The sequence below is a fragment of the Exiguobacterium sp. s63 genome (genome assembly GCF_018617335.1).
In the GTDB taxonomy this organism is placed as follows: Bacteria; Bacillota; Bacilli; order Exiguobacteriales; family Exiguobacteriaceae; genus Exiguobacterium.
This window is the reverse complement of sequence record NZ_JACSKB010000003.1, coordinates 264,807-282,830: the sequence shown is the minus strand read 5'-3', so window position 1 is coordinate 282,830 and position 18,024 is coordinate 264,807. Positions and strand designations below refer to the sequence as shown.

The 18,024-nt window shown below is 47.9% G+C and carries 15 protein-coding genes, 1 riboswitch and 1 other annotated feature; of the genes, 9 read left to right on the top strand and 6 right to left on the bottom strand.

What is annotated here, in order from left to right; all coding sequences use genetic code 11:
• Window positions 1–126 precede the first annotated feature (126 nt).
• Together KNO90_RS11860 and KNO90_RS11855 are read right to left on the bottom strand one after the other, a co-directional pair.
• Window positions 127–2,250, bottom strand: a complete 2,124-nt coding sequence (locus KNO90_RS11860; RefSeq protein ID WP_214742661.1) for an MMPL family transporter — start codon at window positions 2,248–2,250, stop codon at window positions 127–129.
• Window positions 2,251–2,341: 91 nt separating this feature from the next.
• The gene (locus KNO90_RS11855; RefSeq protein ID WP_215113665.1) at window positions 2,342–3,142 is read right to left on the bottom strand and encodes a hypothetical protein; all 801 of its coding nucleotides are present in this window, start codon (window positions 3,140–3,142) and stop codon (window positions 2,342–2,344) included.
• A gap of 126 nt (window positions 3,143–3,268) precedes the next feature.
• On the opposite strand from KNO90_RS11855, the gene KNO90_RS11850 reads away from it, so the two are divergent.
• On the top strand, window positions 3,269–3,433 hold the full coding sequence (locus tag KNO90_RS11850) for a YycC family protein (RefSeq protein ID WP_015880521.1): 165 nt from the start codon (window positions 3,269–3,271) through the stop codon (window positions 3,431–3,433).
• Window positions 3,434–3,451: 18 nt separating this feature from the next.
• Here the strand turns inward: KNO90_RS11850 and pulA are convergent, their stop codons facing one another.
• Window positions 3,452–5,446 (bottom strand): type I pullulanase, encoded by a 1,995-nt coding sequence (pulA, locus tag KNO90_RS11845; protein WP_215113664.1) that lies wholly within the window; start codon window positions 5,444–5,446, stop codon window positions 3,452–3,454.
• A 68-nt stretch (window positions 5,447–5,514) separates the two neighbouring features.
• Here pulA and KNO90_RS11840 point away from each other — a divergent pair, with 68 nt between their 5' ends.
• Both KNO90_RS11840 and KNO90_RS11835 read left to right on the top strand, forming a co-directional pair.
• The gene (locus tag KNO90_RS11840; protein WP_214790379.1) at window positions 5,515–6,006 is read left to right on the top strand and encodes a YajQ family cyclic di-GMP-binding protein; all 492 of its coding nucleotides are present in this window, start codon (window positions 5,515–5,517) and stop codon (window positions 6,004–6,006) included.
• Window positions 6,003–6,581: a metallophosphoesterase family protein gene (locus tag KNO90_RS11835; protein ID WP_215113663.1), complete on the top strand. Its 579-nt coding sequence runs from the start codon at window positions 6,003–6,005 to the stop codon at window positions 6,579–6,581. The genes KNO90_RS11840 and KNO90_RS11835 overlap by 4 nt, the downstream gene beginning before the upstream one ends.
• A gap of 42 nt (window positions 6,582–6,623) precedes the next feature.
• On the opposite strand, the gene argS is transcribed toward KNO90_RS11835, so the two are convergent.
• On the bottom strand, window positions 6,624–8,306 hold the full coding sequence (argS, locus tag KNO90_RS11830) for an arginine--tRNA ligase (RefSeq protein ID WP_215113662.1): 1,683 nt from the start codon (window positions 8,304–8,306) through the stop codon (window positions 6,624–6,626).
• Between the two features lie 57 nt (window positions 8,307–8,363).
• Window positions 8,364–8,575 (bottom strand) — a binding site (T-box leader).
• A gap of 154 nt (window positions 8,576–8,729) precedes the next feature.
• Here argS and KNO90_RS11825 point away from each other — a divergent pair.
• Together KNO90_RS11825 and KNO90_RS11820 are read left to right on the top strand one after the other, a co-directional pair.
• Window positions 8,730–10,409 carry a GGDEF domain-containing protein gene (locus tag KNO90_RS11825; RefSeq protein WP_215113661.1) on the top strand — a complete coding sequence of 560 codons (1,680 nt, stop codon included), beginning with the start codon at window positions 8,730–8,732 and terminating at the stop codon, window positions 10,407–10,409.
• 99 nt (window positions 10,410–10,508) lie between these two features.
• Window positions 10,509–10,603, top strand: a riboswitch (SAM riboswitch).
• A gap of 67 nt (window positions 10,604–10,670) precedes the next feature.
• Complete coding sequence (locus KNO90_RS11820; RefSeq protein WP_214742654.1) at window positions 10,671–11,954, top strand: Na+/H+ antiporter NhaC family protein; 1,284 nt, start codon at window positions 10,671–10,673, stop codon at window positions 11,952–11,954.
• A 15-nt stretch (window positions 11,955–11,969) separates the two neighbouring features.
• Here the strand turns inward: KNO90_RS11820 and KNO90_RS11815 are convergent, their stop codons facing one another.
• A complete protein-coding gene (locus KNO90_RS11815; RefSeq protein ID WP_214742653.1) occupies window positions 11,970–12,614 on the bottom strand; it encodes a TVP38/TMEM64 family protein in 645 nt (214 codons plus the stop codon).
• A gap of 225 nt (window positions 12,615–12,839) precedes the next feature.
• Here KNO90_RS11815 and trhO point away from each other — a divergent pair, with 225 nt between their 5' ends.
• The 4 genes from trhO (at window position 12,840) to ald (ending at window position 16,899) form a co-directional block, all read left to right on the top strand.
• Window positions 12,840–13,781, top strand: coding sequence for an oxygen-dependent tRNA uridine(34) hydroxylase TrhO (gene trhO / locus KNO90_RS11810; protein WP_214695947.1), 942 nt, complete (start codon window positions 12,840–12,842; stop codon window positions 13,779–13,781).
• 126 nt (window positions 13,782–13,907) lie between these two features.
• Window positions 13,908–14,321, top strand: a complete 414-nt coding sequence (locus tag KNO90_RS11805) for a divergent PAP2 family protein (protein ID WP_214742651.1) — start codon at window positions 13,908–13,910, stop codon at window positions 14,319–14,321.
• 91 nt (window positions 14,322–14,412) lie between these two features.
• Window positions 14,413–15,636 (top strand): PucR family transcriptional regulator, encoded by a 1,224-nt coding sequence (locus KNO90_RS11800; RefSeq protein WP_215113660.1) that lies wholly within the window; start codon window positions 14,413–14,415, stop codon window positions 15,634–15,636.
• A 132-nt stretch (window positions 15,637–15,768) separates the two neighbouring features.
• Window positions 15,769–16,899 (top strand): alanine dehydrogenase, encoded by a 1,131-nt coding sequence (gene ald, locus KNO90_RS11795; protein WP_214742649.1) that lies wholly within the window; start codon window positions 15,769–15,771, stop codon window positions 16,897–16,899.
• Window positions 16,900–16,991: 92 nt separating this feature from the next.
• On the opposite strand, the gene murB is transcribed toward ald, so the two are convergent.
• The gene (murB, locus tag KNO90_RS11790) at window positions 16,992–17,912 is read right to left on the bottom strand and encodes a UDP-N-acetylmuramate dehydrogenase (protein ID WP_215113691.1); all 921 of its coding nucleotides are present in this window, start codon (window positions 17,910–17,912) and stop codon (window positions 16,992–16,994) included.
• Window positions 17,913–18,024: the final 112 nt, after the last annotated feature.

Here is an 18,024-nt window from a genome sequence, read left to right as displayed (position 1 = left end):
AGAAGTCCGGAAGTTGGAACAGAGGCCATGTCCTCTCGGTATCCATAAAGACCTTCCTTTCTCAAATTGCGCGTAATCTTGTAGGTAGTTTACCACACCTTTTGATTCAGTTCATGAATTTTACCTTTAGTGCATGTTACGTTTCGGTAAATTTTTCTTCCCAAACCACCACCAGTTCCAATCCCCGAACAGTTTCATAAGGGACGGAACGAGCAAGATCCGGATGATGGTCGCATCAATGAAGATGGCGAGCGCAATCCCCACACCAAGCTGTTTGATTGGACTGACACCCGTGAAGGCAAAGGCACCCGTCACGACGATCATAATGATGGCGGCCGAGGTGATGATCTTACTCGTTTTCGCCAGTCCCATCTCTGTCGCATAATCATTGTCGCCTGTCTCACGGTAATATTCCTCGATTCGTGAAACGAGAAACACCTCATAGTCCATCGATAAGCCGAAGACGAGTGAGAAGATGAAGACCGGTGTCAATATACCGATGGTTTCGGCATCATAGATGTACCCTGATTCAAAGATGATGACGAGTAAGCCGAACGTCGCCCCAAGACCAAGCACGTTCATGAGAATGGCCTTGATCGGAATCAAGATAGAGCGGAACGCCCACATGAGGATGAAGAAGGTCGCCAAGATAACCGTAATCACCGCGTAGGGAATGCTATCATAAATTTCGTCATAAATTTCTTCATTGAAAGCTGCCGGTCCACCGACTTCAAACCCCTTGTCTCGCCAATCCCGTACGAACGCTTGCGCTTTTTTATCGCTCGGAGGTACATCGAAGCTAACATTCACAAGTGCCAAATCTGTATTCCCGTCAAGTGTCACGAGGCGCTCAAGCGGATCGAGTTGTTCCGGTGCTGTCTCGGCGAGTTGTGTAAAGGTCTCGGGTGTCAGACCAGACGTCGTCAAAAAGGTCGAAACGTTAGAGACGATATCGACTTCATTCAACTCATCCGTAAGACTCGTCAATTCCTCTAAAATCATCGGGTCCGTCAAATCGTTCGCTTCGAACAAAATGACCGCGTCAGTCGAGTTATCCCCAAACACATCGTCCCATCGTTCGAGCGCCGACCGCGATTCATATGAAGTCGGGAGCGCGTCTGCGTCCGGAATGTTCAACTCTAAGTCACGCACGAACCAAAGACTCGGAAGAAGAATCAATAACGCAACAAGCGTCATCGTCACCGGACGTTTCATCACGAAGCGCGCCAGCTTTTGCCAACGCTTTTCAGAACGTGTTTCGTCCGACTTGATGATTCGCCCTTTATTTAATGCATCGCCGACCAAGTAAAGAGATGCTGGCAATAGCGTTAGTGCGGACAATACAGCCCCCGCAACGGCAATGAGGGCACCGAGCGCGACCGCCTGGAAAACGTCCACTTGAATGAACAATAGTCCAGCCAATCCCACAAAGACGCATAGTCCGGAGAAAAGAATGGAGCGTCCCGCTGTCGCGACAGTCCGAACAATCGCCTCTTCTCTCGATTGACCACGCGTCAACTCTTCTCGATACCGATTGACGAATAAGAGTGAGAAATCAATACCGAGCGCAATGGCAATCATCGCCACGGCGTTCAAGACGAATATGGATAATTCCATGTTTTGCGCAAAAAAGAATAGCGATCCGGCCGCTACAATAAAGGTAATCAGTCCAACAAGTAACGGCATGAGCGCGGCGAGCGGCGTGCCGAAAACGAGTAATAAGACGACAAGTGCAACCGGAATCCCAATCAACTCCGCTCGAATCAAGTCATTTTTCGACGCCTCGTTCAAGTCGTCCGCAAAGACCGGTTCCCCTGTCAAACGAACTTCGGTATCCGTATCTACGATGAGCGCGTCCCGCACGGCATCGATTGACGATTCCGCCGCATCATAATCTTCGAATTCCAGCACGAAATAGGACACATCCCCTGAACGAGCATCGGGATTCTCCGTCGGTGTAATCACGCCGTCAATTGAAGGAATCGCTTCAAAGCGGTTTTGTTGTTCGTCCATGACCGCATCCAAGTCTCCATCTTCGAATAAGACGATCATCGAAGCACCCGCTCGATCAAATCGTTCATTTAACGTATCCTCTACCTGTTGGAAACGTCCATCTTGAATGGCAAACCCGTTTCCTCTCAACTCGCCCGGGAGCTGTAGCCCGAAATAGACTGAACCCGCGAGTAAAATCGCCCATATGAGTAATACGCCATACCGAAAGCGAACCAACTGCCTACCTAACCATTCCATTGATGTCACTCCTCCCTGTCTATCCATCTACTTCCCTTTTCTCTCCTCTTTCATCGTGGCTTCATAAAAAATTCCCGAACCGTTCACCGGTTCAGGAACCTTGGCGTTCAAAGACTTGAAGCCAGCTATGACAAAATCGTGGTGGTGCGGACAAAACAGCGAGTCGATCGCCTCGCTTGTCTAATAACATCACTTTCAATAATTGATTGTCTGCACACACACTTGAAGAAAACAGTTCTTGATCCCGATGAAACAGTTGAAACGATTCCGTTGAAGTGATGGCTGTCGTATCTCCGACTTGGTCAAGAATGACCGTTTCCCGATTCCCTTCATACGGAATACGCCAACTCTCATTCGTCTTCACATTGTTGATTAAAAAATGATGCGTTCGTTCATCGAATAAGGTCACACACGTTTCTGGTGTAAATCGCTCAAAATCATACGTACCTTGATACGCCATTTCGATGATTCTTCCAAACATCGGAACTTCTTCGTAGCGACTATATCGAAACGTATAATCGTGGAGATTCAGAGCCACGACATCTGATTCAGCTGAATATAAATAGATGTCATCGCCCTGCCAATAGTGCAAATTGCTAAACCAATCCCCATTAAAACGTTGCGGAATGGCATGTGTTTCCATCTGTCCTTTTTGTAAATCAATCACTCCGTAAAGTTCTCTGTCCCGGAACCACGCTACGGCACGTGCCGCACTCGGCTCCACATATAAGGCGCACGGGGTCCATTTCCAGTCAATCTCCCAGCGAATTTGAGACGACTCGTCAAAGAACATAAATCCGGTTTGCGCCAAGTACAACATCCAACCTTCACCGATACGTTCTAACCATTCGATCGTTTGATGAAATTGAAAGTCTGCTGTTTGTTTGTACATTTGATCACTTCCTAATTTCAGCTTAGCAACGACCGAAACGAAATTCGATTTTGAATGTGTTCATTCAACACATTTTCGATTTTCCTGTATACTGACGGTATAGACATACGCGAAAGGAGAACACCAATGCGTCCATTACAATTATCGCCAGAGACCGCGGTTGAACTCGCAAAAAAATTAAACGTCCCGCTCGAGGAACTGATGCATATGCCAAAACACATCCTCGTTCAAAAAATGATGCAACTCGAGGCATCTCAATCAGAGGAAGACACACCAAAGGAGACGGATTAACGTCTCCTTTTTTGGTTACTACTCTTTGCGCTTGCGCTTCTTCGATACATACCAGAGACCACCGATTACGGCGAGTGCGGCTCCACCGGCCACGGCGTACTTGCTGTAATCCGGACGACGTTCGGTCACGACAAGAGTCGAAAGTGGCGCGACTGTCATATGACGCTCCTCGATTTGACGTGGTGCCGTCAAATTAACGGTATGATCCTCTACGTTCACCTCGAACTTACCAGACGGAAGTTTGACCTCGACCGCCTCCTCGAGTGCGTTATGGTATACGATATGTCGTTCCACATATCCTTCCACGTGACGGCTCAATTCAAATGCAATCACACCTTCTGCTTCATCAAAGAAACGTAAGTGTTTACGAATCTGTTCCGTGTTCTCGAGTCGGAAGAGCGGATATTGCTTCCGCAAACGCAAGAGACCTTTCACATATTCCACACTCGGCGCTTCTTGTTCAGCTCGGGTCCAGTCCACACGGTTGACGACTTCGCCTGAGTTGAAACTGTTCTCATCCCCGCCTTTTGTCCGGAAGAACTCCTGTCCACTGTGAAGGAACGGAATTCCTTGGCTTAGAAGCACAATCGAGGTCGCCAAACGGTGGCGACGGCGACGTGTCGTCTCATCATCTTCCGGATTCGTCACGGATAATTTGTCCCAAAGTGTCAAATTGTCATGACATTCCACATAGTTGACGACCTGGTTCGGTTCATCAGCGAAACTTTGGCTCGTGATCCCACCAGCAATCCCGCGTTTCACGTCGGCCGTCATATCCGTGTTTCCACTTACCCAGCCAGGTAAGTCTTCGATGAAGACATCTCCACGGACACCGTCTCGAATCCCATCATTGAATTGAGCGATGCGTGGCATCTTATGCGCATTATGTTGGTTCGCTTTTTTACGGACCGGGAGTGGCGTATCCAAATCCCATCCTTCCCCGATGACAAGAATCGATGGGTCGACACGGTCGAGCGCTTTCCGAATCTGGTTCATTGTTTTGACGTCATGGAGTCCCATCAAATCGAAACGGAACCCGTCAATCATGAATTCTTTCGCCCAGTACGTGACACATTCAATCATGAGCTTCCGCATCATCGCGCGCTCAGATGCCGTATCATTCCCGCATGCTGAGCCGTCCGCAAGCGTCCCGTCTTCATTTAATCGATAGTAATAGTCCGGGACAAATTGACCGAGCGGTGTCGTCAACGCATCATGCGTATGGTTGAATACGACGTCCATGATGACACGGATACCTCGGTCATGAAGTGCCTGGATCATTGCTTTGAGTTCAATGATCCGTGTCGCCGGGTCATCTGCCGACGAAGCATAAGAACCTTCGACCGCAAAGTAATGAACCGGATCGTAGCCCCAGTTATAGTTGTCTTCCCCTTCACGTGACTCATTCACCGAGCCGTAGTCAAAGAACGGCATCAATTGAAGATGCGTGATTCCGAGTGACGTAATGTAATCGAGTCCGGTCGGGTAACCGCTCGTTGTGCCCGTCCCCGTTTCGGTCATCCCCAAGAATTTCCCACGGTGCGTTGCCCCACTCTCCGGATGACTCGTTAAATCACGTACGTGCGCTTCATAGATGACCGCCTCTTGTGAAGAATTGAATAACGGACGTTCTTTGATCCAATGGTCCGGGTTCAAGGATGCCGGATCGAGCAGACATCCTCGTTTCCCGTTCACTCCGACGACTTTGGCATACGGATCGAGCGACTCTACTTTCTTCCCATCAACCAGCGCTTCAAATACATAAAATTGACCTTCGAATAAGGCTCGGTCGAGTTCGATTACCCACGTCCCCTTCTCGGCCTGCTCGAGCTCAAGTCGTTCAAACTTACGAGCACGAGCTGTGCGATATAGCTTCACCGACATCTGTTCCGCTACTGGAGACCAGACGCGTAGTCGAATCTGTTCCCCATTGAACGTCACCCCTAGGTCTTTTCCGTGATAGGCAACGTGATCTAAGTCTGCATGTGTGTGTTGATCCATTGTACGTTCCATCTCTTCACTCCTTCACTGCTTCAAATCTGCTATCATTATAACAAAACCACACAAAGGATGGATGAAACATGGCAAAAGACAATTCTTTCGATATCGTGTCAGAAATGAATCTTGAAGAAGTAAAGAACGCGATTCAAATCGCAGAAAAGGAAATTTTGAACCGTTATGACTTCAAAGGATCAAAGAGTGAGATGTCCCTCGACAATGGCGACCTCGTCCTCATTTCGGATGACGACTACAAACTCGAGCAATTAAAAGACGTCTTAATCACGAAGTTGATCAAGCGCGGTGTTCCGACAAAAAACCTTGATTATCAAAAAGTAGAGGGCGCACTTGGTGGTACCGTTCGTCAACGCGTGAAACTAAAGAGCGGCATCGACAAAGATGATGCGAAGAAAATCAACAACGCCATTAAAGAATCAAAACTAAAAGTCAAATCGCAAATTCAGGACGATCAAATCCGAGTGACTGGGAAGTCGCGTGACGACCTTCAAGCCGTCATGCAACTCGTGCGTGACCTCGAATTGTCCGTTGATGCCCAATTTACGAACTTCCGATGAAACTCGCCATCATCAGTGACCCGCACGGTTCGTTTGATGATTTAAAGGCCGTTCTTGATGACGTTCGTCGTGAAACCGAGCATATTCTCTGTCTCGGTGACCTGTATGAGTGCCACATCGGGAAAAAACGACGTCACGAGCGCTTTCATCATGTGGAAGACGTCGTGACGTACGATCCGAACTATGAAGCGCTACTCACATTCCCGAGTCTACGAGGCAATCAGGAAGAGCGAATCGACGAGGTGCTCGTCATCGATCATCCTGTGAAAACACGGATTTCCTTGTTGCCGGAACAGACGACTCTTGGCGAAGCACGCTTTTTACATGGGCATCAAGTGAAATGGAACGAAGACTGGGAACCCGTTGTCGAGAAAGGGAAGTACCCGCTCGTCTTCATCGGACATAGTCACATCCCAGGGATTTATCGAAAAGGGAGATCCTTGCCGTGGGAAATCGATAACCCATTCTATTTGAAGAAAAAACGATATGTCATCAACGTCGGTGCTGTCATCTTTGACCGAGAATGGTGTCTCTATGATACGGAAGCCCGAACGGTGACGCGGATGAAAGCGTGAATACAAAAAGGACCTCAATTTTTTGAGGTCCTTTCGTCTGTCTTACATTTCTTCCGGAGCTTCGACACCGAGTAAACGGAGTCCTTCCGTCAATACAAGCGTCACTGCCTTCACGAGGGCGAGACGCGATTGTTTACCTGCATCTTCTTCTAGGACACGAACGTGACCGTAATACTTGTTGAACGCTTGCGCGAGGTCAAGTACGTAACGGCTGATGATCGATGGTTCGCGACGTTCATGCGCACGTGTGATGACGTGCGGGAACGCGTTGAGCATCGTGACGACACCCCATGAGTAGTCATCATCAGCACCAGTGAACGGTGAGCCATCGTAGTTTCCTTTACGGAGGAGTGAGTTCGCACGAGCATTCGTGTATTGGACGTAAGGTCCTGTCTCCCCTTCGAACTTGAGCATGCTATCGAGATCGAATTCGATGTTGTTGATACGTTCGTTCTTCAAGTCGTGGAAGACGACCGCTCCGACACCGACCATACGTGCGACGTCTTCTGCGTTCGCAAGGTCCGGATTCTTCTGTTCGATGTTCGCTTGTGCTTTTTCGATTGCTTCTTTCAAGACTTCCTCAAGAAGAACGATGCGACCTTTACGTGTCGACATCTTCTTCCCTTCTTGCAAGATCAAACCAAACGGTACGTGATGCATGCCATCGACGAAGTCGTAGCCGAGCTTACGAAGGACAGAGAAAAGTTGTTTGAAGTGCAGCGCCTGTTCGCCACCAACGACGTAGTTCGCTTGCACGAAGTTGTACGTCTCGTAACGATAGATTGCCGCTGCCAAATCGCGTGTCGCGTACAATGTCGCGCCATCTTTCTTCTTGATCAAGCAAGGTGGCAAGTTCTCCTCTTCGAGCGAGACGACCATCGCCCCTTCACTTTCAACTAAGAGGTTTTTCGCTTCGAGCATCTCGACGACGCGTCCCATTTTATCGTTATAGAACGCTTCCCCGTTGAAGCTTTCGAATTTTACGCCAAGGAGGTCGTATACTTTTTGGAACTCTTTGAGCGACTCGTCACGGAACCACTGCCAAAGCTCTGTCGCTTCCGCATCACCATCTTCCAGCTTTTTGAACCAAGCACGACCTTCGTCTTCGAGTTCAGGTTGTGTCTTCGCCTCTTCGTGGAAATGGACGTATAATTTTAAAAGTTCTGCGATTGGGTTGGCGCGAACCGCTTCCTCATCGCCCCACTTCTTATAGGCGACCATCAATTTCCCGAACTGTGTGCCCCAGTCCCCGAGGTGGTTGACGCCGACAACGTCGTATCCGTTTTTACGTGCAATTTGGTTAATCGCATTCCCAATCACTGTCGAACGCAAGTGACCCATCGAGAACGGCTTCGCAATGTTTGGTGACGAGAAGTCCGTCACAATCGTTTCGTTGCGTGCCTCATGTGTCGCATACTCTGATTTCTCATCGAGCACGGTGTTGATGATTTCTTTTGATACGACATCACGGCTCAAGAAGACGTTGACGTACGGTCCCGCCGCCTCCACTTTCGTGAACAATTCATCGTTCAATTCATTTGCGAGATCTGTCGCAATCATGACAGGTGCTTTCCGGTAAGCTTTCGCTAATTGGAAACAAGGGAACGCGAGGTCACCATGCGCCTCGTGCTTTGGCTTCTCAATCAATGCTTCAATTTGGTCAATCGTGAGTTCTTCACCGATGACACGGGATAGTGCTTCTGCATACTTGCGTTCATAACTCATCTGTATGTCCTCCTTCTTCAATAGCAACTCATAAAAAAAACGCCCTTTGCATAGATGCAAAGAGACGGGAATTCCCGCGGTACCACTCTTCTTGCCTGCATGATGCAGACCGCTTTATGGTGATAACGGTTCCCTCCGGCTATGCCTACTCTCGTTTCGGATAGCATCTCAAAAGTGCGTTTCGCGACGTTTGTCAGCCTGGGCTCTCACCAATCCCCAGGTCGCTTTGTTGACTAAACCATCGTTACTCTCTTTTTCATCGACTTTCGTCTATGCAGTTGAAAAGCAATTTCATTATAGAGGATATTCCCTATATACTCAATGCTAGAATTCAAGCATGATAGAAGAGAAGCAGGACTCACACGAAATCGTGACGAATCTTTATATTATATTCTTGAAATTTCCCATGCTAGGAGGGAACGTATGAACCACTTCCGCAAGATGTCCGTGCTCGGTTGGAGTATATGGAGTGTTTTATTCATCTTCACCATCGGATTATTTGCATTGGATGTCTTACACGCCCCGACGATCGACCCGTTGTCCTTTATTCTGATTTCGTTACTCGTCATCATTTTTCAACTCGACTCGATCGAGGTCAAAGGTGTGTATTTTACATTCTCTGAAAGTATCGTCTTAATCTTATTTTTATTCTTCGGATTTGAAACGGCGCTTATCGTGAACCAAATTGGACTGTTCGTCTTCCAATTCGCTAACCTGAGACCAAAAGTCGCCATACGCCGCTTCCGCTTCACCTATCCATGGAACGCTATTACGGCGTACTTAGAAATTGTCATTCCAGCGACCGTCTATCTCTCCCTAGGTGGGGTAACCGGTCTTGACTTTTATTCGCAAGAGTCATTCGTTCCGCTCGCCGGACTGTTTCTTGCCATCTTTTTAAATACCGTTTTTCAAAAATATCAAGTGAGATGGTGGTTCCGTGTCGATATCGCTTTGAATGACTTTTTGAAGATTGCTTTTTACACGTATGTCGTCAGTTTGATTTTCATCTTAGCGGCAGCGTTTTTCCGAGAAACCAACTTACTCGTCGTCAGTAGTATCGCCGCTGCGTTGACGTTCTTCATCAAGCGACTTCTCATTCAAAAAGAGCGACAAGATGCGTTTAAATCGTTAATTGAACAATATGATGAGGCGAAAGAGGCCGTATCGTTATCACAAAGCGAGGCACAAGCTATCGAAGTCTTTTTAAGTCAATGCGAACAATTGAATCATTATGACGAAGGATACGTAGAGTTCAAACTGTTCGATCGTACGCTCTACTTCGACTTAAAAACGCGTCAGCCGATTGATCGCCCGGTTGCATTTGCATTACTCAACATCAGTCAACCGATTGAGCCTGTCCTCGACTACGAGATGCGATTCGAATGGGATGCCTCACTCTCTGACGCCTTCCATGACGATTATCACAGTTTCGTGTCGATTCGTTCAGAAGAGATTGAGGGAATCCGTACTTGGATTGTGATGACTGGGGAAGCTGTCTATGGATATCCAAAGATCATTCAACATGAAATCACCAAATTGTTAAAGTCGTTCAACCGGACCATCAGCCGCTGTCATGAACGTGACCGTCTGTATACCGAGAGTCGGACGGATAGTTTGACACTTCTCGCCAATGCACGCGCCTTCTATGAGTACGGGATTCAGCAAATTTCTGATGTCTCAATGTATCCGATTTCCGTTGCCATGCTCGACATTGATTTTTTCAAAAAAATCAATGATACGTACGGTCATCAAGTCGGTGACCAAGTGTTACAAGAATTCGGTCGACGCATTAAACAAGTGCTTCGCGTCGATGATTTTGCCGCCCGTTACGGCGGTGAGGAATTCATCTTACTTCTCAATCACTGCGATGTGACGCAAGCAATCGAAGTCGCTGAACGAATCCGTCATCAAATTGAAGCGACACCATTCATCGTTGATCACCATAATATCTCTGTGACTGCTTCGATTGGTGTCGATACGATTGAGTCGTTTGGGAACAAACGTCTAGACGATACCATTCGAAACGCGGACCGAGCACTTTACGTTGGCGGGAAATATGCTGGGCGTAACCGTGTGGCACACTTTAATCATTTAACGACTTGAACTCCCCTTTCTCACATCGAATTGGGGGAGTTTTTAGGTTGACAAGCCGATTCGAAACAGGTACGTTAGGGAACGTGTTTACTAATTGGATAGATTCACTTTTTATCGAGAGAGACGGAGGGACTGGCCCTGTGAAGTCTCGGCAGCGGGGAACCTGTGCCAAATCCAGCGAGCGAATGCTCGAAAGATGAAAAGGGTATTTCAGACGAAGGACCTTTTTCTTAAGAAAGGGTCCTTTTATTTTTTAGTGAGGTGAATATAGTGGAACAACCAACAGCAAACAAATGGGCACTCTTGCCGTTACTGATCTTCTTGCTCTTTTTCATTGGGGCGGGTGTCTATTATGGGGACTTTTATAAGTTTCCGGTACTCGTTGCGGCCATCATCGCCTTGATGGTTGCAGCATTCATGACCAAAGGTAGCGCTACCCAAACCGTGGAGCGAATCGCGCAAGGAGCCGGTAACCCGGGTATCATCATCATGATTTTCATTTTCTTACTGGCTGGCGCATTTTCAACGGTAGCGGAATCCATCGGAGCAATCGACGCGACAGTCAATGCCGCCTTGACGCTATTACCACCATCGCTTCTCTTGAGCGGGCTCTTCGTGATCGCTGCCTTCATTTCAATGGCGATGGGCACATCGACAGGAACAATTGCGGCACTCGCACCAATCGCTCTCGGCATTCACGAAGAGAGCGGCGTGAATGTCGCCATCGCTGCCGCTGCAGTTGTTGGCGGAGCCATGTTCGGGGACAACCTTTCATTTATCTCGGACACGACCATCGCCGCCGTAAGGACGCAACGGACGAATATGCGGGATAAATTCCGAACGAACTTCTGGATCGTGTTACCGGCCGCGATCATTACGACGATTTTACTCGCCGTCTTGTCGAACGGTGAATCGACAGTCGATGTCGCCGCATTCGAATGGTATAAACTCATTCCGTATCTCGCGGTTATCGGCCTGGCGTTAACGGGACTGAACGTCATTCTCGTCCTGTTGGGCGGAATCACGCTAACAGGAATCATCGGCCTCCTCGACGGAAGCTTGTCGGTCACGGCGTTCGTGACAGCCATTGCGGACGGGATGATTGGCATGGCCGAAATTTCATTCCTAACGTTACTCATGGGTGGTCTTGTGGGACTCATTTCCCATAACGGCGGACTTACGTATTTACGTGATGCGTTGACATCACGGATCCAAAAACGCGCCGGTGCCGAATGGAGTATTGCCGGTCTCGTCAGTGCAACGAACGTGGCGACCGCGAACAACACGATTTCCATTCTCGTAGCCGGACCGCTCGCCGCAAACATCGCAGACGAATATGACATCGAACGGAAAAAGTCAGCGAGCGTACTCGATATCTTCTCATGCGGGGTACAAGGAATTCTCCCATACGGGGCACAACTTCTCATCGCTGCAGAACTAACGAAGACCGCTTCGCCTGACCTCGTCCCGTTCATGTTCTATCCGTTTCTCCTCTTTATTTGCGGAGGAATCGCCATCGCATTCAATTTCCCACGTTTCAAAAAACAGTCATAATCAAAAACACCCCTTTCATAGGGGTGTTTGTCGTTTAGTCACCATATCTTGTTTCAACTGCTCGTTTCGTTTTTTGAACGCGCGTCGTTTGAGCACTTCTTCAAGTCCTCGACTGATGCCCCATAGTGCGACCAAAAGTAGACCGAGCATCAGTAAACGAAATGGGCTTTGAATAAATTCTTCCCATTGATCCCCGATGACTGAGAAAATCAAGACGACGAGTAATTTACCAAATCCCGCTGCCAAAACGAATGTACGAAGTGGCATTTGAATAATCGCTAGCAAGTAAGTGATCAGACTGACCGGAATGAACGGGAGTGAGTATAGGAACCCAAGTGAAATCGGACTCATGTGATTGATCCGTTCTAGCCAATACACGGCTGCCTTATGTCTCTCAAGCCAGCGTGTCATCGGTTTTCGGAAGACATATCGGACAGCCGCGAAGACTACGAGCGTCCCGAGGAGATTCCCGATCCATGACAAGAGAACGCCTAACAGAAATCCATATGTCGCTGCATTGGCCGATATGATTAAAACGAGTGGTAAAAACGGAAAAATCGCTTCTAAAAACGGCGCACCGAGTCCGGCCCAAGGACCGCCAGGCAAACTTTGAAGCCATTCAATCAATTGGACGATGTATTGTTGGAGAGAATTCAGCATAGTCGTTCCACCTTCAACTTTCATTACTACTCTATTCCCCGAATTCGATTCACAAGACGCATCTCCCTGCATTCGTCAAAAAAAATTAAAAACCATTTGCGAAAATTCGTCGTGATATTTATCATATAATAATGGACTTGTGGTTGCAGGCAAGTTCATTCGTCGAACGACACAACCCAACGTTCGTTTTCCTGCAAAAAACTGAACACAGGGGAGCAACACAATATGGAAACAAAACCAATGCGGGTCTTGCTGTACTATAAGTACGTCAACATCGAAGACCCAGAAACACTCACGCAAGAACATTTGAAGTATTGCAAGGACCTCGGCATCAAAGGACGCATCTTGATTTCCTCCGAAGGAATCAACGGAACGTGCTCTGGTACATGGGAACAGACTGAGCAATACATGAATGACTTGAAAGCAAACCCACTCTTCAGCGACATCGAGTTCAAAATCGATGAAGTCGAAGAACATGCCTTCAAGAAAATTTTTGTCCGTCACAAGAAAGAGCTCGTGACGTGGCGCTTTGATGGCGAGTTTGATGTACCGAAACAACACGGTGCATATCTCGAACCAGCAGAATGGAAAGAGATGATGAATCGTGATGATGTCGTCATCCTCGACGTTCGTAACAACTACGAGTACGAACTTGGTCACTTTAAAAACGCGATCAAAATCGATGTAGAGGCTTCACGTTACATGCCAGAATGGCTCGAAGAGAACAAGGACCTCTACGAAGGGAAAACACTTCTCACGTACTGTACTGGTGGCGTCCGTTGCGAGAAATTTACAGCATATATGCGTGACCAAGGTCACGACAACATCTTCCACCTTAAAGGTGGCGTCGCGATGTACGGAAAAGACGAAGCGACAAAAGGCGAAAACTGGGATGGTGAGCTATACGTCTTTGACGAGCGCATCAACGTCCCCGTTAACTCCGTGAACCCGACTGTCGTCTCGCATTGCATGCATTGCGGAACCGAGACGGTTCGTTATGTTAATTGTGCTAACCCGGAGTGCAATGTACAACACTTCTGTTGTGAAGAGTGTGAGCCAAAACAAATGCGTTCATGCTCGAAAGAGTGTCAAGAACACCCACGCAACCGTTATATCATTGACAACATTGCTGAGAAACTTCAGGAAACTGAAGGAGTAGTCGGGTAACAAAAATCGACCAGAAGGTGTCATGGATGACTTGTCCATGACACCTTTTTTTGACGAAATCTTAACGTCTAGTCTGCGCTTCTTTCGGGTATAGTCAAGATACCATGTCAGACAGGAAGTGAATGCATGTTTAACGAACCTTTACTCGCCGCAATGCTCGCTTGGTTCATCGCGCAAGCTGCTAAACTCGTAACAGAACTCATTAAAACACGGGATTTTGAAATTGAAATCATGTTCGCTTCAGGTGGCATGCCTAGTTCACACTCGTCTACGGTTGTCGCACTCGCAACTGCCATCGGACGTATGGAAGGCATCGACTCGGGCCTATTCGCACTCGCCGTCGTCTTTGCCACGATTGTTATGTATGATGCGACCGGAGTTCGTCAAGCGGTCGGTTTCCAAGCCCGACTCTTGAACGATTATTTTAAAGGGATCAAACATGAGACCCCGCTCTTGAACGAGCTCGTCGGTCACACACCGTTTCAAGTCATTGTCGGAGCCTTGCTCGGTCTGGCCGTCGGATTATTTTTCCCTATGTGATGAATAGAAGGTATGTCATTTCTCACACTCTCGATTCTTTTTGTGAAGTTTCACAAAGAAGACGGTATACTCAGAGTGAGGAGGAATCGACATGCCTTTTTTGCAGAAATCATACGAATCACTCGATACACTCGCCGAAGCGATTGGACAGGCCATTCGAGCACCAATCACCATCGAAAACCGCCATCATCAATTACTTGCGTACAGTACACATCCCGATTCAACTGATCCGGCCCGAATTGCGACCATCATCGGTCGTCGTGTCCCGGAAGCCGTCATTGAAGATTTATGGGAGAGTGGCATTTTGCGAGAAGTGATTGATCAGGACGAACCCGTTGTCATCCCCGCCCGACTCGCTGTCGGTCTAGGGGAACGTGCTGCAGTCGTCATTAAACAACATGATGAAGTACTCGGCTATATTTGGAGTTTAGCCCGAACAAATCCGTTCACCGACCAAGAGTTGGCGATCCTTCAAGAAGGTGCGAACATTGCGAAGAAATTACTCATGACCATCGCGATGCATGAGCGACGGATTAATGCCGAACTTGAACGCTTTTTGCTAGATGTTCTCGCTTCACCCACACTTTCCGACCCGAATCGTGAACGATTAAACGAACTCGCTCCTATCGCGGTCGCCAGTCGTTTGACGATTATTGATTGTAGCCAACCGATCACCCCTCAACTTGCTGAACGTTTGCATTACGTCCTTGCGACCCAAGAGGCAATCGAGGTCGTTCTACACGCCATCGATGGTCAGCAGTTACTGGTCTGGCACTATATGAAATCTGAGCTCTCTGATGAGGAGACAGAATTACTGGCTTGGGCTGAACGATTCGAACAGTTGCTCCAAGACAAATTCGCCGAGTCTGAACCTCGACTGGGAATTAGTCGACGCTTTTTCGAAAGTGATACGTTATATGCGGCAGCCGAAGAAGCGAAACGTGTCACGACCTTACGTCGTAAGTTCCCTCTTGAACTCTCAAACGCTCGTGCTTTCGAACAAATCGGCATCTATCAGCTTGTTCCCGAGCTCGCACGTCGCATCGGGTTACGTCTTGAGACACATCCGACGATTGAACGTCTGCAACAATATGATTCATCCCATCAGACCGAACTCGTCACGACACTCGAATGGTATTTTTACTTCGAAGGAAACGTAAAACGAGTCGCATCTCACCTACACATCCATCCGAATACCGTCCTGTACCGGATTCGACGAATCGAAGAACTGACGAATATCACGCAAGTATCTTTACCAGAACGCGCCATGATTTACTTAGCGATTAAAGCCGGTCAATATCGCTTAGAAGACTAGACGCTCATTTTGTGTTTTTTCACAAGGTGAGCGTCTTCATTTTTAGAATCCATGATAAAGACAGCGCTTTCGGATGGGTCTATACTAGGGGTGTGAACAATTTGTGTCAACGGAATGAAAGGGGAATGTTCCATGAAAATCGGGGTATTAAAAGAGATTAAAAACAATGAAAACCGGGTGGCTTTGACACCAATGGGTGCATTTATGTTAACGGAGCTAGGTCATGATGTATTCGTCGAAACGAATGCCGGTCTCGGTAGCGGCTTCACGAATATGGAATATATTGATGCCGGTGCAACGATTCTTGAAACGGCGAAAGAGGTTTGGGAAGGCGTTGAGCTAGCCCTCAAAGTAAAAGAGCCACAGGCATCAGAGTATCAATACTTCCGTCCTGATTTGACGCTCTTCACGTATCTCCACCTCGCGGCTGAACCGGAATTAACAAAAGCACTCGTCGATTCTGGGATTACAGCGATTGCGTATGAGACAGTAGAAGTTGATCGGACGTTACCGCTTCTCACGCCGATGAGTGAAGTCGCAGGTCGTATGGCCGCACAAATCGGAGCACAGATTCTCGAAAAACCACACGGCGGCAAAGGAATCCTCATGTCTGGTTTACCTGGCGTACCTCGTGCGAACGTCACCGTCATCGGTGGTGGGGTCGTCGGTACAAACGCGGCTCGTATCGCGATTGGTCTTGGTGCGAGCGTGACGTTGATGGATATCAGCCCGGCTCGCCTACGCCAAATCGATGACTTGTTTGGAAACACAATCAATACGTTAATCTCAAACAAGTACAACATCGCGAAACAAGTGGCCGAGAGTGACCTTGTAATTGGGGCAGTTCTCATTCCAGGAGCGAAAGCGCCGAAGCTTGTTACAGAAGAGATGGTTCAGCGTATGTCACCAGGCTCTGTCATCGTCGATGTCGCAATCGACCAAGGTGGAATTTGTGAGACGATTGATCATATCACAACACATGACGCACCGACGTATGAGCGCTATGGTGTCCAGCACTATGCAGTTGCCAACATGCCAGGTGCCGTACCACGCACATCAACGATGGGTCTCACGAACGCAACGATGCCATACATCATCGAATGCGCTCAAAAAGGTGTATTCCCGGCACTCCTTGAAAACGACGCACTTCTCAAAGGCTTGAACGTGATTAACGGTACGGTCACATACGAAGCGGTTGCTCGTGATTTGGAGTATCCGTTTGTCCCTGCCTATGAGGCAGTTGCTAAACAGAAACAAGCGTAAACACAAGGCGACGAGATGCCCGTTCTCGTCGCCTTTTTACATAAAGAAGGAATCGAACGACAGCTTCGTCCGATTCCTTCTTTCTTTACTATTTATGCGTTCTCTACCGTGATGTCTTCCCCGATGATTTTCACTTCCGGTTCTAACTCCACTTCGAACTTCTCTTTGACAGTCGCTTGCACATGACGAATGAGCGAAATGTATTCTGTCGCTGTCGCTTCATCAATGTTGACGATGAATCCTGCGTGTTTAAGCGATACTTCAGCCCCACCGATCCGCTTCCCTTGTAGACCTGAGTCTTGAATCAACTTTCCGGCAAAATAGCCAGGAGGACGTTTAAATACGCTTCCACATGAAGGGTATTCAAGCGGTTGCTTCGATTCACGTTTATACGTCAAATCATCCATGACTTCTTTGATCAACTCATAGTTCTTTGGCTCAAGTTCGAACGTCGCTTCAAGTACAATCAAGCCCTCTTTCGAGACACGGCTCGTTCGGTAGTCGAGGTGTAGCTCATCTTTAGACAAATGGAGGACTTGTCCTTCCTGCGTCAATACCGTCGCTGACGCAATGACGTCTTTCGCCTCCCCACCGTAAGCACCGGCATTCATATAGACGGCGCCACCGACTGTTCCAGGGATGCCACAAGCGAATTCAAGACCGGACAACCCTTCAGCGAGTGCCTGACGCGATACATCGATAATCGCTGCTCCGGCCTGTGCGATGATCTGGTTACCATCCCGACGAATCGTATTCAATTCATTCAAATTTAAAACGACTCCGCGGATTCCACCGTCTCGAACAATTAAGTTCGATCCGAACCCAAGAATCATAAATGGCATCGATTCCTGGTGCGCCAGTTCTAAGACCGCTTGGACCTCTTCATATGTGTGTGGTGCTACGAAGTAATCTGCTTTACCGCCTAATTTTGTATACGTGTGTGCCGACAACGGCTCGTCTTGAAGGACGCGCTCGGCCGGAATGATATTTTGGAGTTGCTGTAAAAAGCTCATGCGTTCACTCAATCCTTTACGTTCTATTTAATCAGTGTCTCGGTCACATTTCATTCATCCCGAGCACGTCACTGAATCGTTTCAGTACGAATCACAGTATACAAATGATTAA